The sequence below is a fragment of the Paenibacillus sp. FSL R5-0912 genome (assembly GCF_000758605.1).
GTDB lineage: Bacteria > Bacillota > Bacilli > Paenibacillales > Paenibacillaceae > Paenibacillus_AQ.
The window spans coordinates 5,565,428-5,590,284 of sequence record NZ_CP009282.1 but is presented as its reverse complement, the minus strand read 5'-3'; the positions used below and the strand labels follow the sequence as shown (position 1 = coordinate 5,590,284).

The 24,857-nt window shown below is 47.7% G+C and carries 26 protein-coding genes and 1 riboswitch; of the genes, 14 read left to right on the top strand and 12 right to left on the bottom strand.

From position 1 onward, the window contains the following. Nucleotides 1-23: 23 nt before the first annotated feature. On the top strand, nucleotides 24-2,141 hold the full coding sequence (locus R50912_RS23730) for a serine hydrolase domain-containing protein (protein ID WP_231637702.1): 2,118 nt from the start codon (nucleotides 24-26) through the stop codon (nucleotides 2,139-2,141). Between the two features lie 78 nt (nucleotides 2,142-2,219). On the opposite strand, the gene R50912_RS23725 is transcribed toward R50912_RS23730, so the two are convergent. Further along, complete coding sequence (locus R50912_RS23725) at nucleotides 2,220-2,753, bottom strand: cupin domain-containing protein (RefSeq protein ID WP_231637701.1); 534 nt, start codon at nucleotides 2,751-2,753, stop codon at nucleotides 2,220-2,222. Between the two features lie 194 nt (nucleotides 2,754-2,947). On the opposite strand from R50912_RS23725, the gene R50912_RS23720 reads away from it, so the two are divergent. Then, nucleotides 2,948-4,117, top strand: coding sequence for a hypothetical protein (locus R50912_RS23720; RefSeq protein WP_042238375.1), 1,170 nt, complete (start codon nucleotides 2,948-2,950; stop codon nucleotides 4,115-4,117). Nucleotides 4,118-4,195: 78 nt separating this feature from the next. Here R50912_RS23720 and R50912_RS23715 read toward each other — a convergent pair whose 3' ends face one another. The 3 genes from R50912_RS23715 to R50912_RS23705 all read right to left on the bottom strand — a co-directional run bounded on the left by R50912_RS23715 (nucleotide 4,196) and on the right by R50912_RS23705 (nucleotide 8,399). Next, entirely contained in the window at nucleotides 4,196-6,235 is a 2,040-nt protein-coding gene (locus R50912_RS23715; protein WP_042238373.1) for a serine hydrolase domain-containing protein, read from the bottom strand. A 123-nt stretch (nucleotides 6,236-6,358) separates the two neighbouring features. Next, complete coding sequence (locus R50912_RS23710) at nucleotides 6,359-7,657, bottom strand: ATP-binding protein (RefSeq protein ID WP_042238372.1); 1,299 nt, start codon at nucleotides 7,655-7,657, stop codon at nucleotides 6,359-6,361. Continuing rightward, the gene (locus tag R50912_RS23705; protein ID WP_042238370.1) at nucleotides 7,644-8,399 is read right to left on the bottom strand and encodes a LytR/AlgR family response regulator transcription factor; all 756 of its coding nucleotides are present in this window, start codon (nucleotides 8,397-8,399) and stop codon (nucleotides 7,644-7,646) included. Before R50912_RS23705 ends, R50912_RS23710 begins: the two co-directional genes overlap by 14 nt. Before the next feature lie 193 nt (nucleotides 8,400-8,592). Here R50912_RS23705 and R50912_RS23700 point away from each other — a divergent pair, with 193 nt between their 5' ends. Further along, a complete protein-coding gene (locus tag R50912_RS23700; protein WP_042238368.1) occupies nucleotides 8,593-9,276 on the top strand; it encodes a DUF8580 domain-containing lipoprotein in 684 nt (227 codons plus the stop codon). Between the two features lie 269 nt (nucleotides 9,277-9,545). On the opposite strand, the gene R50912_RS34480 is transcribed toward R50912_RS23700, so the two are convergent. The 5 genes from R50912_RS34480 to R50912_RS35245 all read right to left on the bottom strand — a co-directional run bounded on the left by R50912_RS34480 (nucleotide 9,546) and on the right by R50912_RS35245 (nucleotide 12,945). Further along, complete coding sequence (locus tag R50912_RS34480) at nucleotides 9,546-9,773, bottom strand: aldo/keto reductase (RefSeq protein ID WP_331281931.1); 228 nt, start codon at nucleotides 9,771-9,773, stop codon at nucleotides 9,546-9,548. Between the two features lie 133 nt (nucleotides 9,774-9,906). After that, a complete protein-coding gene (locus tag R50912_RS23695) occupies nucleotides 9,907-10,857 on the bottom strand; it encodes a hypothetical protein (protein WP_042238366.1) in 951 nt (316 codons plus the stop codon). A gap of 294 nt (nucleotides 10,858-11,151) precedes the next feature. Then, nucleotides 11,152-11,631: a cupin domain-containing protein gene (locus R50912_RS23690; RefSeq protein WP_042238363.1), complete on the bottom strand. Its 480-nt coding sequence runs from the start codon at nucleotides 11,629-11,631 to the stop codon at nucleotides 11,152-11,154. 138 nt (nucleotides 11,632-11,769) lie between these two features. Continuing rightward, nucleotides 11,770-12,639 carry an alpha/beta fold hydrolase gene (locus R50912_RS23685; protein WP_042243108.1) on the bottom strand — a complete coding sequence of 290 codons (870 nt, stop codon included), beginning with the start codon at nucleotides 12,637-12,639 and terminating at the stop codon, nucleotides 11,770-11,772. An 81-nt stretch (nucleotides 12,640-12,720) separates the two neighbouring features. Further along, nucleotides 12,721-12,945, bottom strand: coding sequence for a hypothetical protein (locus R50912_RS35245; protein WP_156123285.1), 225 nt, complete (start codon nucleotides 12,943-12,945; stop codon nucleotides 12,721-12,723). Between the two features lie 192 nt (nucleotides 12,946-13,137). Here R50912_RS35245 and R50912_RS23680 point away from each other — a divergent pair, with 192 nt between their 5' ends. The 9 genes from R50912_RS23680 (at nucleotide 13,138) to R50912_RS23640 (ending at nucleotide 21,886) form a co-directional block, all read left to right on the top strand. After that, the gene (locus R50912_RS23680) at nucleotides 13,138-13,770 is read left to right on the top strand and encodes a universal stress protein (RefSeq protein WP_052416651.1); all 633 of its coding nucleotides are present in this window, start codon (nucleotides 13,138-13,140) and stop codon (nucleotides 13,768-13,770) included. Nucleotides 13,771-13,815: 45 nt separating this feature from the next. Beyond that, nucleotides 13,816-16,668, top strand: a complete 2,853-nt coding sequence (locus R50912_RS23675) for a Na+/H+ antiporter subunit A (RefSeq protein WP_042243101.1) — start codon at nucleotides 13,816-13,818, stop codon at nucleotides 16,666-16,668. Then, nucleotides 16,656-16,988, top strand: a complete 333-nt coding sequence (locus tag R50912_RS23670; protein WP_042238359.1) for a Na(+)/H(+) antiporter subunit C — start codon at nucleotides 16,656-16,658, stop codon at nucleotides 16,986-16,988. The genes R50912_RS23675 and R50912_RS23670 overlap by 13 nt, the downstream gene beginning before the upstream one ends. Beyond that, on the top strand, nucleotides 16,985-18,460 hold the full coding sequence (locus R50912_RS23665; protein WP_042238356.1) for a Na+/H+ antiporter subunit D: 1,476 nt from the start codon (nucleotides 16,985-16,987) through the stop codon (nucleotides 18,458-18,460). Before R50912_RS23670 ends, R50912_RS23665 begins: the two co-directional genes overlap by 4 nt. Nucleotides 18,461-18,465: 5 nt before the next feature. Further along, nucleotides 18,466-18,948 (top strand): Na+/H+ antiporter subunit E, encoded by a 483-nt coding sequence (locus R50912_RS23660; RefSeq protein ID WP_042238352.1) that lies wholly within the window; start codon nucleotides 18,466-18,468, stop codon nucleotides 18,946-18,948. Continuing rightward, the gene (locus R50912_RS23655; protein ID WP_042238350.1) at nucleotides 18,948-19,241 is read left to right on the top strand and encodes a Na(+)/H(+) antiporter subunit F1; all 294 of its coding nucleotides are present in this window, start codon (nucleotides 18,948-18,950) and stop codon (nucleotides 19,239-19,241) included. Before R50912_RS23660 ends, R50912_RS23655 begins: the two co-directional genes overlap by 1 nt. Beyond that, entirely contained in the window at nucleotides 19,231-19,590 is a 360-nt protein-coding gene (gene mnhG, locus R50912_RS23650; protein ID WP_081956623.1) for a monovalent cation/H(+) antiporter subunit G, read from the top strand. Before R50912_RS23655 ends, mnhG begins: the two co-directional genes overlap by 11 nt. Continuing rightward, nucleotides 19,589-19,722, top strand: a riboswitch (cyclic di-AMP (ydaO/yuaA leader). Its footprint overlaps the gene before it by 2 nt. A 7-nt stretch (nucleotides 19,723-19,729) precedes the next feature. Continuing rightward, on the top strand, nucleotides 19,730-20,545 hold the full coding sequence (locus R50912_RS33500; RefSeq protein ID WP_052416650.1) for an alpha/beta fold hydrolase: 816 nt from the start codon (nucleotides 19,730-19,732) through the stop codon (nucleotides 20,543-20,545). A gap of 108 nt (nucleotides 20,546-20,653) precedes the next feature. After that, nucleotides 20,654-21,886: a cation:proton antiporter gene (locus R50912_RS23640; RefSeq protein ID WP_042238345.1), complete on the top strand. Its 1,233-nt coding sequence runs from the start codon at nucleotides 20,654-20,656 to the stop codon at nucleotides 21,884-21,886. A 78-nt stretch (nucleotides 21,887-21,964) separates the two neighbouring features. Here R50912_RS23640 and R50912_RS23635 read toward each other — a convergent pair whose 3' ends face one another. The 3 genes from R50912_RS23635 to R50912_RS23625 are packed head-to-tail and all read right to left on the bottom strand — an operon-like array spanning nucleotide 21,965 to nucleotide 23,798. Then, nucleotides 21,965-22,459: an arsinothricin resistance N-acetyltransferase ArsN1 family A gene (locus R50912_RS23635; RefSeq protein ID WP_156123491.1), complete on the bottom strand. Its 495-nt coding sequence runs from the start codon at nucleotides 22,457-22,459 to the stop codon at nucleotides 21,965-21,967. A gap of 22 nt (nucleotides 22,460-22,481) precedes the next feature. Continuing rightward, nucleotides 22,482-23,288 carry an arsenite methyltransferase gene (locus R50912_RS23630; RefSeq protein ID WP_042238339.1) on the bottom strand — a complete coding sequence of 269 codons (807 nt, stop codon included), beginning with the start codon at nucleotides 23,286-23,288 and terminating at the stop codon, nucleotides 22,482-22,484. A 60-nt stretch (nucleotides 23,289-23,348) separates the two neighbouring features. Further along, nucleotides 23,349-23,798, bottom strand: coding sequence for a MarR family winged helix-turn-helix transcriptional regulator (locus R50912_RS23625; RefSeq protein WP_042238337.1), 450 nt, complete (start codon nucleotides 23,796-23,798; stop codon nucleotides 23,349-23,351). Between the two features lie 157 nt (nucleotides 23,799-23,955). On the opposite strand from R50912_RS23625, the gene R50912_RS23620 reads away from it, so the two are divergent. Together R50912_RS23620 and R50912_RS23615 are read left to right on the top strand one after the other, a co-directional pair. Beyond that, on the top strand, nucleotides 23,956-24,381 hold the full coding sequence (locus tag R50912_RS23620) for an arsenate reductase ArsC (protein WP_042238335.1): 426 nt from the start codon (nucleotides 23,956-23,958) through the stop codon (nucleotides 24,379-24,381). Nucleotides 24,382-24,493: 112 nt separating this feature from the next. Continuing rightward, nucleotides 24,494-24,817 carry an ArsR/SmtB family transcription factor gene (locus tag R50912_RS23615; RefSeq protein ID WP_042238333.1) on the top strand — a complete coding sequence of 108 codons (324 nt, stop codon included), beginning with the start codon at nucleotides 24,494-24,496 and terminating at the stop codon, nucleotides 24,815-24,817. Nucleotides 24,818-24,857: the final 40 nt, after the last annotated feature.

Sequence of the window (24,857 nt, the reverse complement as noted above, 5' to 3'; positions counted from 1 at the left end):
TCAATGGAAATGGAGTGATGTTAGTGAAGTTGTCTATATTGCGTAACCGTTCGGCCTTTTGGACGAGGACAGTGCTTGCTGCTGCCCTGATTCTAACGTTGGCGGCCCCGGCGGTACAAGCGTCTGCCGCTCCTGCGGTATCTGCACCTCCGGCGTCTGTAGCCGGACAAGCCAAGCCGCTAACAAAGGAGAATGCCGCAGCATTCCTCAAGCAATTCTTCAGCTCGGATGAGGTGAAAGCGCAGCTTGCCGGCGCGGTTGTCATTGTGGTCAAGGATGGCAAGACGGTGATTGAAGAAGGCTTCGGCTACGCAGACAAGGCTGCCAAAACAGCGGTAGACCCGGATGAAACGGTCTTCCGCATGGCCTCGGTATCCAAAACCTTCACTGCCGCTGCTGCCATGCAGCTGGTAGAGCAAGGCAAAATCGATTTGAAAGCGGATTTTCAAGTCTATACCGGACCTATTGTCTTCGACAATCCCTTCGGCGTTCCGGTAACGGTGGAGGATCTGCTGACCCATACCACCGGCTTCCGGATTCAGGACCCGCAGCCGGAAGATATCAACGATGATTTCGAAACCAAGGTGTCGATCGAGGATTATGTGCTGCGGAATATGCCGCCGGTTGTCCGAGAGCCGGGGACTTCCTACATGTATGACAACTTCGCTTCAATGCTGCTCGGTCTGGTGGTGGAAAAAGCCAGCGGCGAGCCCTATGAGGATTACTTGGAGAAGCATGTGTTTGCCCCGCTGAATATGGATTCAAGCGGCTTCCTGCTGGAAGGCAAGCTGAAAGATGAGCTTGCTACCGCCTATGATGCCACCGGCAAGGCGCTTGATCTGTATACAGTAACTCCGACTGTTATGCCGCAAGGAGGGATGCTCTCTACTGCGGATGATATCGGCAAGTTCATGACGGCTTTTCTGAATGGGGGCGTTTCCGGGAATAACCGCATTCTGGCTGCAAGTACCGTAGATGCCATGGAGGAATACCGTTCCTCCATCCACCCGTTGCTGCCGAATACCACCTACGGCTTCGAAGCACCGATTCAGCTTCCCGGTGCCGGCAGCAGCTCCAAGATTATCACCAAAGCAGGCGATTTAATCGGCTTCAGCACTTATATGTTCCTGATCCCGGAGCAGAACACCGGGGTGTTCATTGCCTATAATCAGCAGAGCGCACTGCGGGAGCTGTTCTACCCGGCGTTCATTCAGGCATTCTTCCCGCAATATGCCGCACCGGCGAAGCTGGACGCCTTCCAGCCGCTGAGCGCTGAAGCTCTGGATGCGTTCACCGGATACTATGCGGATCTCCGGCTCAAGAGCCTGGTCTCTACAGTTGCTATGCAAGAGGGTGCACTTACCATTAGTGACGCCTTCCTTGGCACCCGCCAGCTGCGCCAGGTAGATGATAATCTGTTCATCGATGAGCTTACCAAGAAATTTACCGGCTTTGAATTGACGCCGGGCGGACAAGGAGCTTATCTGAAAGAGCCGTACCTTAATCCTTACGGCTATGAGCAGAAAGGGCCGGACGGCGTTGGTTATTCCGATGTCACAGCAAGCCATCCTTATGCGACCCCGGTTATGATGCTGCAGTCGCTGGGCTATCTGCCGAATGATGCGGCGCTCAGCTTTCAGCCTGAGGCGGGAATCACGCGTGCCGAGTATGTGCGGCTGATGCTGGAGAGCAGCGGTGTCAAAGCGAGCAAGACTACCAAGCTGGCGTTCCCTGATCTGCAGGGACATCCGGATGCCGGCTATATACAAATGGCTGTAGAACTCGGAATGGTGGAGGGAACAGCGGGCGGAGAATTCCAGCCTGACCGGGTCATCTCCCGCCAGGAGGCGGCGGTCATGGTATGGAGACTGCTAAGTGCACAATACCCGGATAAACTGTTCCAGGATGTGAAGCTGGCGGGGAATACGGATAAATGGGCAGTTCCGGCAGTGAAGATGGCTGTGGCTCTGGGATTATACGGACCGGACATCAAGGCGGATGCCAAAGGCGCTGTTGACTTCAAGTCCAGAGAAGCCCTAAGTAAACAGGAGAATGCTGCCATTCTGTATGCCCTGTTCACGAATCCGATGAATCAGATCGTAGCCGGACTGGCGGAGAAATCCGGCGAAGCGGGTAAATAATCTTGACTCAAAGAAGAGCACATTCTAAGGGATGTGCTCTTTCTTTGGGTTCGCAAAGTCTTTCAACTATCCGGAAGCTCAACTCTTTCCCCATACCTTCAACAGCGGACCTGCCTCACCATAAACAGGATCACTATCCGGCAGCGGCACTTGGCCGATTTCAGGGAGCGCCGCTTCGAAGTCGTCCGGCGTGGCCCGGCGGGTGTTGTAATCTGCTCCGCCGGGATAAGCACCGGCGATGCGGAAGTCCTGCGAGGAGGTGAGCCGCTTATGCGCCGTACCGGCAGGCAGCACCAGTACGTCTCCGGCCGATACCTCAACCCTGCGGCCGGCATCGCCGCCCAGCTGCAGGCTGACGCTGCCGGACATTACGCCGAGCACCTCATGCGCATTGCTATGGTAATGGTGATAGCTGAATACCCCGTTCACCCAGCTGTTCAGCCAGCCGTTGTCATTGAAGATCTGTTCTGCGCTTTCCGGATTCTCCTGAAATGCACCTTTATACAGAACTGCCGGAAGCTCCGGATTATTCGGCAGCAGCTTGTCGGCTTTGAAGGCGAAGGTTTCTATGGAGCCATCCTGCTTCGGTCTGTCATGATGAGATTCTGGCAACCCTAATCATCTCCTTGTCCTTGTTTTTAGTTGTCATTACCCAAACTCTTTCCTGGCCTATCCTATAGTTCCCTCTTGCTGATAATTTTCTCCCGGGTCTTGATAATCTGAGGGTCTATCTGACAACTATAGGGTAATTCATGGCATACAGTGTAATATATCTGTTGTAGATGGCGTGAAAGGGAGGGTTCATTATGATACGTAAAATAGGTACACTGCTGGCTGCCGCGCTGCTGCTGCCCGCACTCTTCATTATCCCGGCGGCGGCTGCCGCTCCGGTACAAGACAAGGCTGCTCCGGTTCAGGTCGCAGCGGCGACAACCCAGAGTCCGGCCACGAACGGACTGGTGCCGCTGACCGGCGCAATTAACGGGAATCTGCCGATTCATATGTCGGTCAAGATTGAGAGCAGCGGGAAGCTGACAGGCAGTTATTATTACGACAAATACAAAAAGACGATCAAGCTCTCAGGTGATGTCAGCGGCAAAATAGTCAATATGTATGAATATGATGCCAAGGGCAAGGAAACGGGCCGCTTCGAGGGCTGGTGGATTGCCGGCACCGGTTTTGCCGGGGTATGGAGCAATCCGGACGGTACCCGCCAGCTGCCGGTAGAGGCGTTGACGGCAACAGCTTCCAAGAGTGTCAAGGTTCCGGCAGCTGCCGAGTGGAACGGCGAATGGTATATGGCGAGCAAATCGCCTTTCTATGGGGGATATGCAACATTCAGCTACGTCAAGAGCGATAAGCTGACCTTTTCCATCGATGCGTTCGATGGCGGCCATTCCGGCCAGCTGTATGAGGAGTCGGCCGTGGTCCGCAAACGGATGGCTGTATATAAGGAAGAGGACGGTTCTGTTGTCTTTTTCTACCTGCTGAACGGCCAGCTGTATGTAACCAGCCCTTCGCCAGTGTACTCTGCGGGAGCGAATGTAACCTACACCGGCGAATATGCCCGAGGTCCATACAAAGAGGGTGTCTACACGCTGAAGGATACAGGTGTCTTCAAGACAGCTGCAGCAGACAAGGCCTTCCGCACAGTGGTAGGCGATGATTATGATCTGTTCTTGTACAGCATGCAGCTGCTGGATAAGCCGAAGGATCTGGATGGTCTGGGTGCAAGCGTAATCTCAGGCGGCGTGCGCGGACTGTTTACACTGACAGAAGCGATTATTATGTATGACAAACAGGGCCACTATTGGGCAGCGGTGCTCGACACGGATGAGGAGAACAGCCTGGAGGAATTCGATATTGCCATTGTCCGGTTCTACACCAACGTGCCGAATACAACTGAGCTGCCGAAGACGATTGCCAAATGGACGGAAGACTTTCCCGATTACGAGGTTGTCTTTATGAATCCTTAGTATGAAACAGTCGCAGAGTACCGTCATCATGCCGGTACCCTGCGACTGTTATGATATTGCTCGCTTAGAGTGGAACTGTCATTTCATATTAATCTTAAATACATCTCCTGCTTGACCGCCAAAGACAACCATACCGACTTGCGGCAAGACTGCCGAAGGGTTCTTGGTCACCACAGAGAAGTTTACGATCATTCCATCGGCATCGTAGACAGCGAAGCCGCCGCTTGCCGGAGCCGTCACAGTCATTGTTTTTCCGGCTGATTTCTCACCGATCTTGAACCATATCCCTTGACCATTAGCAGATACCGTACTGATTGATGACCGGCCCCCATAGATAGGCTGAACCGCATCTTCGCTGATATAAGCATTGCCATCAATGCTTAAATACTCCGCTTCATTCTTCGTATAGAAGTTCAAATCAAACGCATCTCTTCCGTTCATGACCGGTATTTCAGCCGCATTGACAGCTTGGTGCTCATCCACAATCCGGGTGCCCGAGGCATATCCCTCATCCACAGCGATATTCTTCGTTAGGATCGCAGGGGACAGATAAAATAATGAATTGATTTTCTCATCCAAAGCATAGTAATTTTTCCCGTTTCTCTTTTCCCAGGCCTGCTTCGTCACGGGGGTTAGAGGATTGGACTCCAGCTTCTGATATTCGTAGGTTACCATCACCATCTGGCCGGCTCCGGGGAAATCCAACTCGGCACTAAGCTTTAGGTAGGTTTTGCCGTTCTTCTGCGGATCGAAGCTTACGGCGGAACGGCCATCGCTGCTCTTAAATTGCCCGTTGCCTGTATAAATATATTTCTGTGCGGGGATCAGTCCGCCTTCCAGAGCAGGCAGGTCAAGCTCTCCATCCTTAACTGCTATAGCAGTTGTTGCGCCCACTGTACCGTATAATCCGGAATAGGATTGTAGCTCAGCGGGCATGGCCGCTTTTACCGGGGGCACGAAGGTTGGGGCCGGCAGGAGCTTGTCAATCTTCCCGGTATCCTTCAAGTACTCCAGCAGGACATTCGAGGCGAAAATCGTATTGAAGATCGAGCTCCCGCCGGAGGAGAGTACAGCAATCGAAATATCGGATTCGGGTATTGCAGTTAGCGCAGCATGATACATAATGGTATCCCCGCCTTTGGTTAGTGCGGTGATTCCGTAATCGCTGAACGGGGCCAGGCTCACAGCATCCCAGCCCAGACCATAGCTGAAGGTATTTCGTTCATCCGGTACCCAGATTCCATTCTTATATTCAGGCGCCTGCATAGCCTTGGCCGAGGCTTCGGATAAAATATCCGTACGGTTTCCGATCAGCACTTCAGCAAACTCGGTCAATTCTTCTGCCGTGGAATAGATTCCACCTGCTCCAATGACGTTGGCATTCTCAACGGGCAGAGCCTGCTCCAGCCCCGGGAAATAGGTTCTGGCCAGCTGCTGTCTGTCAAACGTATCGAGCGGCGTTTGGGTCGAGCTTAACTGCAGCGGACTGCTTAGGTACCGGTCCAGGAATTCGGAATAGCTTAATCCGCTCACCTGCTCAATCATGAGCTCGAGCAGCTGGAAGCCATCGTTGCAATAGACCGAATATTCTCCGGGATTGGATTTCAGATGTTCGGACTCCAGCCTTGACAGTAATTCATCATGATTCTGTGTGTCGTTGTCATCCAGCAGCATGCTGTTGCCATAGTGGCTGCCGTAAAGACCTGACGAATGATTCATTAGCATCCGCGGTGTAATGTCCTTATATCTGGCATCGGCCATCTTAAACTGCGGTAAATACGTAGTGAGGGGCTTGTCGATATTAATAGCCTTGGAATCCGCCAGGATCATCGCCCCGGCAGAGACATGCATTTTGCTGACCGAGCCAATCCCAAACATCGTATCCTTCGTTACCGGTGCCTGAGTGGCTTTATCGTACACACCGGCACCCCCGGACAGGGTGATAGAACCTTTATCCCTGATGGCATACTGTAGTCCGCTTACCCCATAATTGGAGATGATCTCCGAAGCCAGCGCGCGGGCCTTGTCTTCCACGGTGGTCCCCTTCTCCTGTGCCGAGGCCTGAGCCATGGGGATTACTAACACCGAAGCCAATACGGCTGCAATCAACTTCTTCATCCTTATTTCCTCCTCCTGTTGCTGCTCGAAATTTAAATCTGGGTTCATCATACAAGCAAGAAGGAGGGAGAAGATCCGAAGTACCCTGAAACGAAAAAAACAATCCCTAAACAATAGTATTGTCTAAGGATTGTCCGTGTGAAAGGGGAGGACGACCATATTGTTAAAGACTTTATGTCCGGACTCGATGGTCATGTTGCCGCCGTACTTATCACATATTCTGGCTATATTGGTTAAGCCGATGCCATGATACTCCGGGTCCGGCTTCTGGCTGTGCAAGGGGGCGGTCTCTTTGTCCATATGATTAAGGATGTGGATGAACAGCGCCGATTCATTCGAATGAATCTGGATGAGCATGTACCGGTCCTCTGCCACCCTAACCTTCTTAGAGGCTTCTATCGCATTATCCAGCATATTTCCAAGAACGACACATAGGTCATAACGGTCAATATTCACTTCCAGCGAATAGAGCTGAAGCCTGGTATCCATTCTGATCCCGTTGGCCTGTCCAATATTAAGGGTATTCGTGACAAGCGCATCTATAACGAGATGTCCGGTGTTCACCCGCTGGTAGGCGTCCTCGACTTTATTTAAGGTAACGCTGATATGCTCCAGTGCCGCCGCTGAATCATTACGTTTAATACATTCTTCAATGTAGAGAAACTGCTGGTGGGTGTCGTGAATAATCCGCTTAATGGATTTGAAGCTGTGCACCGTTTTCTCATAATTCGCATCCTGATAATTCATCTGGTGCTGCAATTGCGTATTCTCATGCATGAATTGAAATTTATCAATAATCGTATCGAAAATATAGACGACCATCACATTCAGGAACAGGAATCCGATAATTGCCATGAAATAATAGATGTTTTTCTCACTGGTGACAGTAAGTACATTGATCTGATAGATACTGATCAGGGGGACGATCAAGAAGAAAATGTAGTAGCGGTAAGGCAAAGAGAAGCTTCTGCGTTTGGAAATGAATCTGATCACCTGAATCACAGCAAACATAATCACACAGCTAAGGCTTAACGCCTTCGTAAAGGTCAGCCGGTCCTGCCCGTTACCCGAATCCAGGGTAGTGAAATCTATGGCATCCAAGGTTGAGAAAATATAAAGCGAGATAAAACTGACCATCGTCATCAAAACCGCATACAGGATAGAAAAAATGACCTTGGTCTTAATCTCCACCTCATAGGATTGCGCCAAACCAAAGATCATCAGCAATGCGACACAAGAGGCTGCATAGGAATTCATCGGAATGACTAAATAGATGAAACAAAGCAAACCGTAAATGATGAAGTAAACGATCCGGTTAGTCTTCCTGGCGGACTTGTCAAAGACGGAAGTGAAGAAAAAGTTGGTTTGAAAGCACATCACCAGCAGCACACAGAGGACTATAGGCAGGTTATATAGAATCATACGAATTACCCTTCATGATCATAAATTTGGTGTAGTAATCTTTAACCTCTTTGATCTTGGACCGGCCTATAGGAAGCTCCATCCCATTCGACATGAGAACGGAGCCGCTGGCGAACTTCTTCACATGCAGCAGGTTGATAATAATCGAACGGTGGATGTGCAGGAAGTTACTGTCTTTTAGAGCTGCGGCATAATCTGCAATAATACCCTTGCTCTCATAGATTTGGGCTTCGGTGATCACATGCAGCTTGCTTTTTATCGTTAGGCTTTTGGCAACCTCAATCGCAAGGATATCATCATATCTTAATACAACTTCATCATAACCGGATTTAATGACCATGAATTTCTTATCTTGGGCCTGAAAATATTGGCATAGCTTGGTGATCTTCTCTTCCAGGAGGAGAGGCACTACCGGTTTGATTAAATACTGGAATGTGATGACATCGAAGCTCTCCACCATATATTGAGGGTAGCTGGTAAGGAAAATAATCTGTTCATCAAAGTGCTTCAGCTCCCTGATTCTCCGTGCCGTCTGAATCCCATTCATTCCACCCATCTCCACGTCAAGAATTAGAATATGGAAGGGTGCTTCGCCACGCTCATAATGAGCAGCCAGTTGCTCGCCCGAGTGAAACAACTCTATCTCGAATTCAATATTTGTCTTGATGGATAAGCCTATCAGAGTCCTCTTAACAAGCTCTCGCTGCTTCTCCTCATCATCACATATCGCTACTCTATACATGAATGCCACCCCTTTCGTTCCGGCGCAATGTCCTATAAATAGATTCACAACAGTATATAGCATTTTTAAAGAGAACAAACAACCATGGGGATCAAATGCAAAATGGAATCCTTGGAATGCAGACGGATGCGGGCTCTGGGGGGAGATTGTAGATATTGGGTAATAACTATTATCCAGATGGAGGAGGTATACAATGAACAAACAATTAGTTACGGCAGCTGCCACTATTATTCTATCCGCCTCAATTCTAGGCGCGTGCAGCAACAATGAAGCTACAAATGAGACAGAGCCAACAGCAACAAGTGCAGCGACTATGCCTGTGGCCGAAGCTACAGCCACTCCTGTACCATCGGCCACTCCTTCAGCCACGGAGGCGGCGTCTGCCGCTCCTGACCCTACTGATCCTCAGACCTCTGAACGGCCAGAGACCCGGGAATTCAGTGAACAGGAGGGCGGGGTTAGCGGGCAAACGGCTACACTGGAGCAAGGTGATGGATACTCCCTATATATCACTGGGGATTTCACATTGAATGTACAGACTAACCGTTTATCACTTACGGAGGATCCGGCCTACTATGCGGAAATTGAAAGCTTGGCTTCTGAATACGATCTCACTGCGCTGAAGCAACAAGGTAAAACTGAGCTTTCCGCTACAGGCAGTGCTAAAGATTATAGCGGGGAATTGGTTGAACATCCGCTCGGGTTTGCAGAATTGTATTTGCAGGCTACAGGTGATAAAGGAGTTGTGGATTACATGGTATGGAAGAATCAGGCGGGGGAAGCTTTTCTTTTCCGGATACACAATCCTAAGGGCACTTTATCCAATAAGTTTTCTCCCTGGGTAATGGTTTCCTTGGCGACACTTGAAAGAAATTAAAAGGTTGCTCGGATAGACAGGGTTCTTCCATGAGGAAGAATCCGAGGGGCCTGCAGGCAAAGTCCAGCCCGGAATGCAGTGAACCAGAGGTGGCGGCGATGTCGGGCGACCCGCCCGAAAAACGGAGCCTATACAAGAACGTATATCTTACAGGAAAACAATCAAAGGGAAATTACCTGTAGGGCTCATCGACGTGATTAGGGTCAGGATGGATGGAATAGAAGGTGCAGATAACTGAGAGAAGCCTCGTAGTCTCCTTGACGATTACATTAATAACGACCACCAAATGCATTTGGACTAACAGCATCAATACGGTCAAGTGCCTTGATATTATCCTCCAAATAATTACGGCGTTTCGTACCAGGAATCGGCAATGTGCCTCTTTCTACTGTCCATGCAATTGTTAGTTGAGGTACCGTACAGTTCTTTTCTTTGGCGATTTCCGCTAGTTTATCAACGATTTTAATATTCTTTTGGAAGTTCTCACCTTTGTTGATGCCGAAAATAGAACATTTAACTCAAAAAGTGACCAAAAGCCTTTTTTAACATTTACCATACCCATGCTGAAATGTATGAATGAAGTCAGGCTGCAGAAGATCATTCCTGCAGCGTCACTTTGAAGCTTCGATCCTAGGAGGTAACCGATTTCCGCCTGAAAATATAAACAGCATTATCAGGCGAAGGGGGTAACAGGAGGGAGGACAATCGTTCGCTGAGCTCCATGGTGAACTTATCCGCGCTGTAATAAGCGTCGAAATCTCCAGTCACCGCAGGATCTTTTGTGCCAAGAACGATATATAAGTCAACCGAATCGGTTTTAAATACATGTTTTTCATACGGGTTTTTGGGTACAGGCCAAGAGCAGAGTACTACTACCGGGCTGTATTTATGAAGGGCAGCTTTGGCATCTGCCTGTTCCACGAAGCCGGGGTAATCGATATAGTGCTTCCAGCTATAGTCGTCTGTTGCTGTGCAGTTGATGTTTTTTTGGTTCAAAAACTTGGTTAACGTACCATCGCCTGCAGCTATTTCAAGACATTTTTTATCGCCTATCAAGCTTGAGAGTTCGTTAATTAAAGGTTTTGAATAGAAACAATAGATGCCTTTTTTATTGACAAGTGGCATTAATATCTTTTTATTTAGGAGAATCCTCCAACACATCCTGAACAGGCCCAGAGAAACCGGCTTTCGTTCAAGCCCCTTTTTGAATAAAAGCTTTTGTAAGATCACGCCGTCCCAGAGGTTGAACTTTACATTTCCGGCAGGAGTTTTTGAAGACGCCGTTATATTTAGCTGCTCCAGCAGATGGATGGCAAACCGGGCCTTAATCACATTAGGCAGAAAGGCATTTACGGTTTTTTCATTGAAGCCGCTTTTGGAAATTTTATGATTGGCCATCTTTGCACTTGCCGTATATTTATCAAGAATGGCAGGGATAAGATTAGAATTCCTGGTGCTTTTCAGTATACTTAGTTCTTGTAGTACCTCCGCCTGATACTCCGGATACTGTTGTAATAACGTTTCTACGCTAATTTCGTTGGCTAATATTTTGTGGGCGGTATCATTCGTGAAATTTCTCATTCTATTCTCCATTCTCATTGCATTTCGTGCAGCGCATCATTAATAATGTATCATAAAATCCCGGCGAATACGTTCTGCATTGCCAATATGGATAGCCTGTCTACCAAGGTGCTCAAGTTATTTAACCGTTATCGATCATGCTGACCTCTGTGAATGCTTCAGATGGATATTACCAGATTTAGCTAACCCTATCGTTAACGGTGTGGTTTTATATGTGAGCACTGTAATAAGATGAAAAAAATCGCCCACAGCTCTGGCTGGGACGAAATAAGATTGTTTTTGTATGAACATATACTACCCTTCAGCACTCATGGCAATTGCCTTTGTTTCATGAACTGTACCATAGGGATGCTCAGGTGGGGCATAGATAACGTAAATTTTAAGGGGTTTGTTTCCTGTATTCGTTAAATTGTGCCATTTTCCAGCAGGTATCATTATTGCATAGTCATCATTGGCCATCACTTTAAAATCTAAATGGTCTTTCCTATCACCCATCTGAACAAGTCCCTGGCCTTCTTCAATACGTATGAATTGATCTGTTGTCGGATGGACTTCTAAACCGATGTCATCGCCAACATTGATGCTCATTAGAGTTACTTGGAAATATTTCCCTGTCCATAAGGCCGTACGGTAATTTTGGTTTTGACGTGCTGCCTGGTCAATATTCACTACAAGTGGACATTGTCCATAATCTCTTAATTTTATTTTTTCATCAGGGTAACAATTATTATAGTATTGAGGCTGATAACTTTGATTGCATGAATTAGGGTACATACTCAATTCTCCTCTTACGATTTAGTGTGTACTTTAATCATATGCATCTGCCTATATAAAAGATTGCAAAGCTTGCAAAAATGGGCTAGAGCCTAAAAACTGGAAGCAGATATTGATTGAAAGTAATCATTATAAGACTCAGACAGTAGGTAATGAGCTCAAAAACTTATTCATTTCCGTGTCAACGCTCCGGGCTCCACTGCCCAGCCATATCAAATGTCCCCATGAGTCAAGAAGGCATAGTGTGGATTGGGGGATATGGTGATGAGCAGACAATGCATGCTCCGGTAAAACAGCCTTATCATTTTTACTGTGCATGATCAGGGCCGGACACAGAATTTTCTGTAGTTTGGAGGGGGTAAAGGCTGCACTCTGTTCAAGATCAAGTATAAACCCATGGCCGGAGCGCTGGCGCTGATTCATGGCGATAAATTGTTCGATATCCTCTTGGCTGAACTGTTGCAAGACCTCAGGTACAGGAAGGATACTGAATGAAGGTACCATCTGTTTTAGAATGAAATTTGGAAATGTACGGCTGAAGAAGGAGACAAGTTTCCAGGTATATTTTTCTGTGGCCGGATGGAACAATAGTTTGGCCATTCTATAAATAGTGTCTTTAGGAGTATGCCATTCTTTGGATACGGCAGATTGAAGGACAAGACTGCTGACGCGGTGGGGGTAGAGGGATGCGAAGGTTAGGCCGCTGGGTCCGCCAGCGGATACAGCAACGACATGAACTGTACATACATCAAGGTGATTGATCAATTGCAGATAAGCCTCACAAGCCGTATTTAACGAAAGCCCTAGTTCTTTGCTTGTTGAGCCGTAACCAGCCCGCGAAGGAGTAATAATCGAATAGCCCTGCTCTAACAGATTCTTGTATCCAAACTCTTCATGACAATTGGAGTGCCCACCGTGAAGAAGCAAAATGGGCTTCCCTGATCCGGCTATTGTATATTCAAGGATTGTCCCATTTTCTAGCTCTAATATCCGGGTACTTCTTCTCAACATATCTCTCTGCTCCCATTCTATTCAAGGGTTAACCCCTATCTTACCCGAAATAAGTGAACAGAGGGAAGCATAATCACTTTATCTTAGCGTACGTCTAATTCTCACATATTCCCTGGGGAGATAGGGTACGCTGATTGGGGGCGTATCAGTAAAGCCTTCGGTATGGAAACTAAATTCTTCAACGGAAAAGCTGCTTATTTGTGATACTGCCGTATGAGAAATTAATAAATTTTCCATTTTCCAGCCAAGTATCAACATGGCGGCGAACAGGGAAAGGCAGCATATTATTTTACGTATTAACATGAGGGATTCCTCCTTTTCACACAGGCTCCCCTGATGCTTCCCGGATTATTCACTGCAAATTCCTTTACATTCTCCTCCGGTGACTATATAATTGCAATAATTGTATACGGAGTTAACCGGAGGAGCCTGCCAACAGCGGGCTCTTTTTGTGCTTTTTTTCTGGAATAAATTTACTGTCACGGAGGTTTTGAAATGGAAATGAACAATGAGAGCATCATGGTGTGTGTGCATTATGGCCCCCACGGGCAGCGGTTAATACAGCGTGGAGGACAATTGGCTAAATTGCTCAATGCTCCGCTGATTGTGCTTACAGTAGATGCATCCGGAGACAATGAATATAACCGGGAGAAGCAGCAGTACCTGTCTGGCTGGGAGAAACAGACCCAGGAGGCCGGCGGACAATTTGTGATCCGCAAATGTAATGGCAAAAAAACGGCTGATGTGATTGTGGAGACTGCAAAGGATAACAAAATAACGCAAATTGTACTCGGACAGTCAAGCCAAACGCTATGGCAGGAGATTACGAGGGGAAGCTTCATCAATGAGCTGCTGGAGCGGATGGGACCGATTGATCTTCATATCGTTGCGGTGCAGCGATATCCGGAGCTGCTCGAAAAGTCCCATGAGCAAGGATTCTCTGCGTATCTAGTCAAAGAGGGCGACCGCCATATCCTTATGGATGAACCGGATGGAGTTGAACCCATAAAGGGGGTTTTCTTTCGTGAGCTCGATACGGATTTCAATACCGGCCTGTTCAAAATCGTCAGAAACGGTGAAGCGCAATATTTGAGAATTGTACAGAACGAATGGGTTAAGCCCCGTTAAGCGGATTATACCAAAACTAGAAAGGGGGATTAAGCCTTGCTGCATATGATTATCCTACTTCCGTTTTTGCTGGCTGCGCTTATGCTGCTGCTGAAGCGAAATAAACGTTTTCACCTGGGCTGGATCGCTCTGCCCCTTCCCGCGGCTCTCTTCATTTATTTCCTGACGAGAATTCCAGCCATCCGGGCTGGAGATCCTATTGTAAACAATATCACCTGGATGCCGTCCTTTGGGGTGAATATATCTCTGGTGCTGGATGGACTCAGCTTGCTCTTTGTCCTGCTCATTACCGGAATGGGTGCCCTGGTTGTGCTCTATTCCATTTATTATCTTGATAAGCTGATGGAGGGAATCCGCCAGTTTTATATGTACCTGCTCATGTTTATGGGAGCAATGCTGGGCGTTGTCCTGTCAGATAATCTGATGGTGCTGTACGGATTCTGGGAATTGACGAGTGTTTCTTCGTTCCTGCTTATTGCCTTCTGGCACCGCCGGGAAAGATCCTCTTATGGGGCAATGAAGTCCATGCTGATTACTGTGTTTGGCGGTCTGGCGATGCTTGCCGGATTTAATCTGCTCTATGTAATGACCGGCACTTATAGTATCCGCGAGATTGTTGCACAGGCAGGAGCCTTGACAGAAAGTGCCATGTTTATCCCGTCCATGCTGCTTATTCTCCTGGGTGCCTTTACGAAATCCGCCCAGTTTCCATTTCATATCTGGCTGCCTGATGCCATGGAAGCGCCGACTCCGGTCAGTGCGTATCTTCACTCGGCTACCATGGTTAAGGCGGGGATCTATCTGGTAGCACGGCTCACCCCTCTATATGCCGGACAATCCGAGTGGTTCTGGCTCGTTTCTGTCACAGGGCTAGTAACTCTAATCTATGGGTCGTTCAAAGCCATCCGGCAAACGGATCTCAAGGCCTTACTGGCGTACTCCACGATCAGCCAACTCGGCTTGATCATGTCTTTGCTGGGACTCGGGTCGGCGGCAGCCTTCTTTACCGGCACGGGGGATGCAGTGTTTTATACGATGGCTACTACAGCAGCGCTCTTTCATCTCATTAATCATGCTGTATTTAAAGGCAGTCTGTTTATGGTTGTGGGCATTATTGACCACGAGACGGGTACCCGCGATCTGCGCAAGCTTGGAGGGCTCATGTCTCTCATGCCGGTCACCTTCTCTGTCGCATTGATCGGGGCGTTCTCCATGGCTGGATTGCCGCCATTCAGCGGATTCCTAAGTAAAGAAATGTTCTTCACCTCTGTGCTCAATATCCGGGAGTTTGACATCCTGAGCTCAGGATACTGGATGCAGCTCTTTCCGGTAATTGCCTGGATTGCCAGTGTGTTTACCTTTGTATATAGCATGATCTTTGTCTTCAAGACCTTCCGCGGCAAGCTGAGGGAAGACAAACTGGATAAAGTTCCGCATGAAGCTCCACTGGGTCTCTTGCTGTCACCGGTGATTCTAATTTCACTTGCTGTAGTGTTTGCTTTCTTCCCTGACCTGGTCTCTGCTACGCTGATTGAACCGGCAATGTCTTCCATCCATACGGGATTACTCGCACCGGAAGAAGCCTTTGAGGTATCTATTCATTTCTGGCATGGCTGGACACCGGAAATCTTCATGACCCTCGGCGTTATAGCAGCAGGTACGCTGTTATTTAGAATCTATACCCGGCTGCGGGTACTGGACCGCGAAGCAAGCGGACGCAATACGCTGAACCGTATCTATGACTTCTCGCTAAGACTGCTCGAGAATGGTTCAAGACGTTTGACCGATGCTTATATGACAGGTTCCAATCGCCATTACCTGCTCTATATCTTCAGCTTTTTCATCATTTCGTTACTCACAGTTCTGCTGCGGCAGCCAGGCATAAGCTTCGGCATGGAGCAGTATGCCTCATTGTCTTTTTATGAAACGGCTGTTGTAGCAGCAATGCTGCTGGCTGCCTTTGCGGTTCCATTTGCCAAGTCACGTGTCAACGCGATTCTATTCACCGGTGGTGTAGGGTATATGGTGACGCTGCTTTTCGTTCTTTTCCGGGCACCGGATCTTGCACTCACCCAAATGATTATAGAGACCGTATCGGTCATTCTGTTCCTTCTTTGTTTCCGGTATTTACCGAAGCTGAAGAAGCAGAGGGAGCCGCTGCGCTTTAAGCTGCCTAATCTGATCATTGCGCTTGGAGCCGGTATTACAATGACGTTGATCGCTCTGGCGGCTATGGGTACCAGTCCTTTTGAACCTATCTCCGAGTTTTTCCTGAAAGAAAGCTACAACCTGGCTGGCGGCAAGAATGTTGTCAACGTCATCCTGGTAGATTTCCGCGGGTTTGATACCTTGTTTGAAATCATGGTGCTTGGCATCGCCTCACTGGCCATTTATGGTCTGATTCATTTGAGAATGGAGGAGGAGTTGCCGCCGCTCCAGCCCGCCAAGAAGGGGACGTTACCGCTGCGCAGCAATGACGTGATTCTGCAGACGATGTCTAAGGGGATTGTCCTCATTATTCTGATATTCTCCCTGTATTTGTTCTTTGCCGGACATAATCATCCGGGGGGAGGCTTTATCGGGGCATTGATGACTTCTGCTGCGCTGATCCTCATTACAATCGCATTTGGAATGGATCAGGTACGCAAGGTACTCCCTGTGAATTACCGGCTGCTTACAGCTTCCGGACTCCTGCTGGCGATTCTAACAGCGTCAGGCTCATTCCTGTTTGATGCTCCTTTTCTAAGTCATGCTTTCGGCCATTTTCATCTGCCTGTGCTTGGTGATACGGAGCTGGCGACTGCCGTCCTGTTTGACCTTGGCGTATACCTGGCCGTAGTCGGTGTGACGATGAACATCATTTTATCGATCGGAGGGGAAAAGAAATGGAACTCCTAATGGCGGTGGCGGTCGGCATTCTCTTCACGATCGGTGTATACCTGATTCTGTCCAAAAGCCTGCTGCGCATTGTGCTGGGAACCTCCCTGCTGACGCATGGTGTCCATCTGCTGCTGCTCACAATGGCCGGGCTCAAAAAGGGTGCGGCCCCTGTGCTGGGCAAAGCGGATACTTATGTTGATCCGCTGCCGCAGGCATTGATTCTAACCTCCATAGTAATCAGCTTTGGGGTTACCGCCTTCTACTTCGTACTCGCGTACCGGTCTTACCAGACGCTGGGTACTGACGAAATGGACAGCATTAAGGAGGACAACGAATGAGCAATCTATTGGTACTCCCGATTCTCATTCCGCTGACTACGGCTGTCATCCTGATTTTTCTCAAAGAGAAGATCCGGCTTCAGCGCGTGATTAGTGCGCTCAGCGGTCTGCTGAACATTCTGGTTGCAGTGCTGCTGGTTTCACGTGTCCACTCTGAGGGCATACAGACCTTGCAGATGGGGGGCTGGGCTCCTCCGTACGGCATTGTATTTGTAGGTGATATGTTTGCTGTGTTGCTGGTAATGATGGCTTCGATCGTCAGTTTTGCGATTCTGTTGTATTCTTTCGGCAGCATCGGAGAGAAGCGGGAGAGGTTCTATTATTATACGTTCTTTCAGTTTTTGCTGGTCGGGGTATACGGCTCGTTTCTTACCGGGGATATTTTCAACCTGTTTGTCTTCTTTGAGGTTATGCTGATTTCTTCTTATGCGCTTATCTCACTCGGAGGGACCAAACTTCAGCTAAGAGAAACGTCGAAATATCTGCTCATTAATATCGTATCCTCGACACTGTTTGTAGCAGCGGTAGCTTATCTCTATGCAGCAGTAGGAACACTCAACATGGCACACCTGTCCCAGCGTATCGCTGAAGCGGGACAAGGCGGTGTGCTTAATGTGATTGCTGTTTTGTTCTTGATTGTATTTTCCCTAAAGGCAGGGCTGTTCCTGTTCTTCTGGCTTCCAGGGTCATACAGTGCGCCTCCGCCGGCTGTCAGAGCATTATTCGGTGCTCTACTGACCAAAGTTGGACTCTATGCAATCATCCGCACCTTCACGCTGCTGTTTGTTAACGATCCCGGCTTCACCCATGCCTGGATTGCCTGGATGGCTGCTGCTACCATGATCCTCGGTAGCCTGGGGGCAGTCGCGTATAAGGATATCCCGCGGATTCTGAATTATAACGTCATTATCAGCGTTGGGTTTGTAGCCTTTGGACTTGCTGTTGGGACAGCAGATTCATTGAATGGGGCGGTCTTCTATCTGCTGCACGATATGCTGGCCAAGGGACTCATGTTTATTCTGGGCGGGATAATTATATCCGCAGCTGGAACTGACCGGCTAGGCAGTATGGGCGGGATGATTAAAAAGTATCCGTTCATCGGCTGGATGTTCTTTACTCTTGCGCTTGCCCTGACAGGTATTCCGCCGCTGAGCGGGTTTGCCGGCAAAATCCTGATCATCCGCGGAGCTCTGGCTGAGGGAATGCTGACGTTGTCCTTAATTGGACTAGGATCGAGCTTACTGGTGCTGTATTCCCTGATGAAGGTGTTCAGGCTGGCATTCTGGGGAAATGAACCTGTGAAAGAGCTGCCTAAAGTGAGCTTGAAGGCTGCATCGGCTGTTGCCGCCGGACTCCTGCTGCTTGTGATTGCAATGGGGGTTGGTGCCGAGTCCGTGTATACTTATGTATCGCAGGCTGGAGAGGTATTGGCTTCACCTGCGCTATACATTGAAGCCATAATGAAGGAGTAGAGAAGATGGCCCTACAATTCCTGTTAAATCTGTTGATTGCCTTTCTGTGGATGGCGATAAATAACAATGGCTCTGGTTCAAGCTTCATCGTAGGCTATGTGCTCGGTATTATATTATTGCTGATTTTGACGAAATCCCTGGCCCGGACCCGGCCATTCTATCTCATACGTATATGGGCTATACTGAAGCTTCTGCTGATCTTTGCCCGTGAACTTACGGTCTCGAATTTCGTGGTCATCGGCCATATCATCCGTCCGAAGCTGGCTATACGTCCCGGCATCTTTGCTTATGAGACTGCCTTGACCTCGGCTTGGGAGGTTACGCTGTTATCGTGCCTGATCTGTCTGACACCGGGAACCCTGACCCTTGATGTTTCGAAGGATGGCAAGACGCTGTACATTCATGCTATTGATATTAAAGATGCAGAGCTGTTGGTCACGCAGATTAGAGGCACTTTCGAACAGGCAATTATGGAGGTGACCCGGTAATGATCCAAGTTATACTAACTGTGGCCATGATCATTCTGGCGCTGGCGATGCTGGCATGCCTGTTCCGTCTCCTGAAAGGGCCAACCCGTTCAGACAGGGTTACCGCACTCGATACGATAGGCATTCATATACTCGCTATGATCACCGTTTTCTGTATGCTGCTGGATACCCAGGATTTTCTAGAAGTCATTCTGGTTATCGGTATTCTTACGTTTATTGGAACAACGGCACTGGCCAGATATATTGAACGGGGAGCCGTTATAGAAGATGGAGGGAACCCGAATGACAGGTGAACTGATTAGCTCCATTATTGTGGTAATTGGTGCAGTCTTCTGCGGTTTAAGTGCCTTCGGCTTAGTCCGGCTGCCTGATGTGTACCTGCGTTCACATGCGGCTACCAAAAGTGCAACCTTCGGGGTACTGTGCTTGCTGACAGGAGGCTTCCTGTACTTTTGGTTTAAAGACGGAACGGTTAATGTCAAGCTGCTGCTGGCGATTGTTTTTGTATTCATCACTTCACCGGTGGCAGGCCATTTAAATGGCCGGGCAGCCTACCGTTCCGGAGTCCCCTTGTGGAAGGGGAGCATACAGGATGATCTGAAGGTCCTGGGGGAAGAAAGTCAGGAAACGTCTGCAAAATAATACTTAATCGCTGAATTCCTTATAGGAAGCGGGGGAACCAGGTTATATGGGGTGAATCTCGGATAAACGAGTAGGGCTACTTTCAGGGCCCGAATCCGGCAGCTAACCCCGCAAGCGTTCATGAGAGGATGCATTGGTTATGCCGCATATTGAAGTGAATGGAACGTCGCTGTATTACGAGATGTCGGGCAGCGGTCTGCCCATTGTTTTTATTCATGATTATTCGACCTCCCATCATCTGTTTGACCCGCAAGCGGATTATTTCAGCAAGCGTGCGAAAGTGGTCGTATTCGATTTAAGAGGGAACGGACAATCGGGGAAAATGGATGTGGAGATTAGCCGGATCGTAGACACACAATGTGAAGATTTGAAGCTGTTGTTGGACGCTTTGGCTGTAGAGAGGGCTGTTATCGTAGCTTGTTCCAGTGGTGCTGTGCTCGCCCAGAAATTCGCCTATCTGTACCCTGAGCGGGTGATTAATATGGTATTGGTGGACAGCTATTTCCAGGGAGAATACACAGCTAGAGGCGGGAAAGTGAAAGGAATCTTCGAGGTCTGCGCATGGGCCGCCCATTATCTTCCTGCCGAAATGTTTATCCGTTCTTTACGCATCACCTACAATAAATGGCTCTCAGCTTATCATATTCTCAGGAAAGAGCTTGTGCATGAACGGACCACTGAATTAATTATGCAGCGGCTGGCACTTAGACAAACGGACAGCTACGGATTCGCGTTACGGCTGCAGGTTCCTGTTCTTGTTGTATCCGGGAATCAGAATGAATGGGCATTGGAGCAGGTGAAAAGAACAGCCGGCAAGTATCCGTCTGCCCGCCTAGCGATCCTTGAAGATGCCATGTATCCGAGTCACTTGTGTCAACCCCAGCTCTTCAACCGTATATTGCTGGATTATCTTAGGGAACAGCATAGTTTTCAGCGGGCGGCGGCCGGCAAGTAGGAGGGAGATAGATGATTATTGCCAGCTGATTTGCTAATAATAGAATAGATGTGGATACTGATTCGCTGAAGAAATCTTTCCTCTAAAAAACAATATATGGGGTGTTATATGAATCAGTTTGATGATGTATTTATTCAGATATTAATTCTGCTTGCCATATCCATGGGAGTCATTGCAGTTGCCAAAAAAATGAATCAGCCCTATTCCATCGCGCTTGTAGTGGTGGGGCTGCTGCTGGGGTTTGTGCATATTCCTATTTTGGTGGAAGCAGAGGCTTTCATCACCCAGTCGCATGTCTTTCAGGCGATCATCATCTCATTATTCTTACCGATTCTCTTGGGGGATGCCACCTTAAAGCTTCCTTTCTCCCATCTTCGGGAGCAACATAAGCCGGTGCTGGCTTTGGCTTTTGGAGGAACCTTGTTGTCATTTCTCATCATCGGCTTGGCTGTGTATTGGGGGCTGGGCCTTCCGCTTATTGTTTCCTTCACCTTTGCTGCGCTGATGAGTGCGACAGACCCCATTAGTGTGATTTCGATTTTTAAATCTTTGGGTGTCCCGAAGAATATTGTTACTATTATAGAAGGAGAATCTCTTTTTAATGATGGGATTGCTGTAGTGCTGTTTCAAATCTCTTCGGTGTACCTGCTGTCTTATATGGAAATGGGCTGGGTAGGGGTTGGCAGCGGAATTCTGCTGTTCCTAAAATTTTCTTTAGGCGGTATCCTTATCGGAGCGATAATGGGATATTTGTTCTCGCAATTAATTCGTCTTTATGATGATTTCCCATTGGAGATCGGATTCTCCATGCTGCTGTTTTTTGGAAGCTATTTTATCGCGGAGCACTTTCATGTATCCGGAGTTATTGCTGTCGCGGTAAGCGGGCTGATCTTTGGAAATTACGGTTCGCGGATAGGTATGTCAGAGACCACGAAGGTAAATATCAATTCATTTTGGGATGTCATCACCCTGGTGGCTAACTCATTGATCTTCCTGATGATTGGACTTGAGATTAGAAATATTGATTTTACTGATAAATGGCTGCTTATTGTCGCTTCGATTCTTATCGTACTGGCAGGACGGACCATTGCGTTGTATGCCAGTCTCAGGTTTCTGAAGAATTTTCCGGCCTCCTGGAAGATTGTTTTGAATTGGGGCGGATTAAAGGGAAGTCTCTCCATTGCACTCGCATTGAGTCTGCCGGCATCATTTGAAGGCAGGGAGAATATCCTGGTCTTAACCTTCAGTATTGTCTTGTTCTCCCTGCTGGTTCAAGGGTTGACCATCAAGCCGCTGGTAAAGAAACTGGATTTGACCCAGGATAATGTAATGGAGAAGTGAAAAATGCTCATATCTATTATGTTTCTGCCATTGGAGTGATCGATAAGTTGGTTATTAAACACCGGGAGAACGGTACAATTAAAGCAGTTTCTCCATAATCATCACGTCAATAAACTCTCCATTCAGAATCCCCTGCTTCTCAAATACACCAACCTGCCGATAACCCATTTTCTTGTATAGCCCTTGACCGCTTTGGTTGAACGGAAAAGTAAAGAGAACAATTTTATAAAAGCTGTTTTCCTTGGCTATCTTGTGTAAGGACTCTAGGAGAAAACTACCCACACCCTGCCCACGAAAGCTGCGGTCAATGTAAACGGAGAGGTCAGCGACTCCATGATAGGCACAGCGGTGCGAATAAGGATTTAGGGAGGCCCAGCCAATGACTTCACCCTCTAGTTCAGCGACCACAACACTAAAGCGGCCTTGGTGATCGTTGAACCATGCCTTCATATAGGAGGAGTCTTTCGTCTCCGTTTCGAGCGTAGCGATCCGGTCCTCGATCCCCTGGTTGTAGATACGAAGGATGCTTTCCGTATCCTTTGAAGTGGCCTGACGAACAGTTAATGTAGTGATCATATGAACAGCCTCCAAATGCTTACTTTCTCGCTTTAATTACAGCAGATACAATGAATTGGTCAACGTTCGCACCGGGAACCCAATCTTTGATGAATGCTCTGGATTCATCTTTGGGCTCAATGCTAATCTCAGAGAAGCCGCTTTCCCGAAGCATCTGCTCTACATCAGCGATGGAAGAGGCTCCGGAGATACAACCAGAATATAGTTCGCCCAGGTCATTTTTGATCTCAGGGGGAAGCTCAGCTGTAGTTACAATATCAGAGATCGCCAGACGCCCGCCAGGCTGAAGGGCACGATAGGCCTCACGGAATACTTGCTGTTTGTCTGGTGAGAGGTTAATCACGCAGTTAGAGATAATCACGTTTATTGAATTGTCAGCGACGGGGAGATGTTCAATTTCGCCCAATCTGAATTCCGTGTTGTTGAATTTTCCTTTAATGGCATTATCTCTTGCGCGGCTGATCATTTCAGGTGTCATATCCACACCGATAACATGGCCTTGCTCACCTACCTGCCGGGAAGCGAGGAAACAATCGAATCCACCACCGCTCCCAAGGTCCAGAACATGTTCACCCGCCTGCAGTTCAGCAATAGCCTGAGGGTTACCGCATCCAAGGCCTAAATTTGCGCCTTCAGGAGCTGCAGACAGATCCTCGCTGGAATAACCCAGCTTAGCGGATATGGCATCAAAATCAGATGGGGAGTCACAGCAGCTGCTGTCAGCAGGTCCGCAGCAGGAAGAGGCAGCTTCGACCTTTTTTACAGCGATTGTCTGATAGCGCCCCCGTACATTCTGGCGGATCTGGTCATTAGTAAGTTTGTTCATGATTAAACACTCCTTGTATAGTGGAATAACTTGCAAATTGCAAATATAAGACTAGAGAAATCACCCTTTTACAGGTGCGCAGCAATTGCTGGATTTCCCCATGGCTTCATTGAAAAGCTTAATGGATCGTAGTAATGTTTCTACTTCAAATTCGCTCATGTGTGAGAAGGCTTCATTCAGGTATTCATTCATTTGTTGATCAATCGTTGTAGCCACCATTTTCCCTTCGGGAGTAAGCGACAGGTTATAGACTCTTCGATCCGCAGGGTCAGGTGTCTTCTTAACTAAATTCATTTTCACCAAAGACTGGACTTGTCTGCTAAAGGTAGTAATATCTGTCCCGAGTGTTTCGGCGACCTGTTGCATAGAGGGATTGTGGCTTCGATCAATTTCATACAATAGATGGCTTTGGGTCGCAGAAAGATCACATCCGCCTACGCTGCAGCAATCCTTATTGAGTAGTCCCAAACGCCTGCTCATGATTTGGAGTAATTCTCGTGGAGTTTCCATTGTTTTCACCTCATGTATTAGTTATAACTCAGATACTTGCAAATTGCAAGTTAAATATCATCTGATTGGAAGTTTTACATTACGGAAACAAAAAGAATGACTTGAATATAAACATTCAATTATATAATGAACTATAAATAGAAAGGGGCCTGAGAAAATGGAACAACCCATTCGTCTGTATTTCCTCTGTATCCAGAATCGTTGCCGCAGTCAAATTGCCGAGGCTTTTGCCAGACATTATGGCGGTGAGCATGTGATCGCTGAAAGTGCAGGACTTGAATCCGGAGAGATTCATCCCTATACGGTCAAAGTCATGAAAGAAGTAGGGATTGATATTTCAGGCAACAGCTCCAAAACGATTGATATGACAACATTTATGCAATCGAAAGTCATTATTAAATTATGTGAACAAGTTAATGAAAAATGCCCGATTGTTCCTTTTGCCATCAAGAATGTACAATGGGATATTACGGATCCATTAACCCATGAGGGCCGTCTGGAAGATGTGAGGGCTGCACGTGACCACATCCAGCTGCGGGTGCTTCAGTTACTAAAGGAAATGAATGTCCCTGTTAACGAATAAGGCTTTCTTGCCAAACTACTTTCGCCTTTCTTGATTTTAAACGAAATGAACTTTAATATATGATTATATATTTATGTATCATTTGGTTTGTACTCTGGAGAGGACTGTGCCTATGTTCAATAGTGAAATGGCAGAGAAGCTGAAATTATTGGGTGACAAAACCAGGCTAACGATACTTGGATTGCTTAAAGATAAAGAATGGTGTGTATGTGATTTAGTCGAAATCTTAAATATGTCTCAACCTGGTGTGAGCCAGCACTTGAGGAAATTAAAGGCACAGGGACTAGTGAAGGAGACGAAACGCGCTCAATGGGTATACTATTCCTTGAATATTGAAGAGGGTTCCTTTATTCAACCCGTTCTAAGTGCATTGCCTGACACCCAAACGCTACTGTCCTTGTTAAAAGGGGAGTACACGGAATGTGCTTGTGATTAAGGATTGAACAGAAGGGAATCATATTCTCACTTGATTATAT

What these genes read in the sequence shown, in the direction of transcription:
- R50912_RS23675 (WP_042243101.1), top strand. Translation starts at nt 13,816, where the DNA reads ATGATTATCCTACTTCCGTTTTTGCTGGCTGCGCTTATGCTGCTGCTG.
- R50912_RS23640 (WP_042238345.1), top strand. Translation starts at nt 20,654, where the DNA reads ATGAATCAGTTTGATGATGTATTTATTCAGATATTAATTCTGCTTGCC.
- mnhG (WP_081956623.1), top strand. Translation starts at nt 19,231, where the DNA reads ATGACAGGTGAACTGATTAGCTCCATTATTGTGGTAATTGGTGCAGTC.
- R50912_RS23715 (WP_042238373.1), bottom strand. Translation starts at nt 6,235, where the DNA reads ATGAAGAAGTTGATTGCAGCCGTATTGGCTTCGGTGTTAGTAATCCCC.
- R50912_RS23620 (WP_042238335.1), top strand. Translation starts at nt 23,956, where the DNA reads ATGGAACAACCCATTCGTCTGTATTTCCTCTGTATCCAGAATCGTTGC.
- R50912_RS23680 (WP_052416651.1), top strand. Translation starts at nt 13,138, where the DNA reads ATGGAAATGAACAATGAGAGCATCATGGTGTGTGTGCATTATGGCCCC.
- R50912_RS23710 (WP_042238372.1), bottom strand. Translation starts at nt 7,657, where the DNA reads ATGATTCTATATAACCTGCCTATAGTCCTCTGTGTGCTGCTGGTGATG.
- R50912_RS23660 (WP_042238352.1), top strand. Translation starts at nt 18,466, where the DNA reads ATGGCCCTACAATTCCTGTTAAATCTGTTGATTGCCTTTCTGTGGATG.
- R50912_RS23695 (WP_042238366.1), bottom strand. Translation starts at nt 10,857, where the DNA reads ATGAGAAATTTCACGAATGATACCGCCCACAAAATATTAGCCAACGAA.
- R50912_RS23630 (WP_042238339.1), bottom strand. Translation starts at nt 23,288, where the DNA reads ATGAACAAACTTACTAATGACCAGATCCGCCAGAATGTACGGGGGCGC.
- R50912_RS23700 (WP_042238368.1), top strand. Translation starts at nt 8,593, where the DNA reads ATGAACAAACAATTAGTTACGGCAGCTGCCACTATTATTCTATCCGCC.
- R50912_RS33500 (WP_052416650.1), top strand. Translation starts at nt 19,730, where the DNA reads ATGCCGCATATTGAAGTGAATGGAACGTCGCTGTATTACGAGATGTCG.
- R50912_RS23625 (WP_042238337.1), bottom strand. Translation starts at nt 23,798, where the DNA reads ATGGAAACTCCACGAGAATTACTCCAAATCATGAGCAGGCGTTTGGGA.
- R50912_RS35245 (WP_156123285.1), bottom strand. Translation starts at nt 12,945, where the DNA reads ATGTTAATACGTAAAATAATATGCTGCCTTTCCCTGTTCGCCGCCATG.
- R50912_RS23665 (WP_042238356.1), top strand. Translation starts at nt 16,985, where the DNA reads ATGAGCAATCTATTGGTACTCCCGATTCTCATTCCGCTGACTACGGCT.
- R50912_RS23670 (WP_042238359.1), top strand. Translation starts at nt 16,656, where the DNA reads ATGGAACTCCTAATGGCGGTGGCGGTCGGCATTCTCTTCACGATCGGT.
- R50912_RS23615 (WP_042238333.1), top strand. Translation starts at nt 24,494, where the DNA reads ATGTTCAATAGTGAAATGGCAGAGAAGCTGAAATTATTGGGTGACAAA.
- R50912_RS23690 (WP_042238363.1), bottom strand. Translation starts at nt 11,631, where the DNA reads ATGTACCCTAATTCATGCAATCAAAGTTATCAGCCTCAATACTATAAT.
- R50912_RS23655 (WP_042238350.1), top strand. Translation starts at nt 18,948, where the DNA reads ATGATCCAAGTTATACTAACTGTGGCCATGATCATTCTGGCGCTGGCG.
- R50912_RS23705 (WP_042238370.1), bottom strand. Translation starts at nt 8,399, where the DNA reads ATGTATAGAGTAGCGATATGTGATGATGAGGAGAAGCAGCGAGAGCTT.
- R50912_RS23720 (WP_042238375.1), top strand. Translation starts at nt 2,948, where the DNA reads ATGATACGTAAAATAGGTACACTGCTGGCTGCCGCGCTGCTGCTGCCC.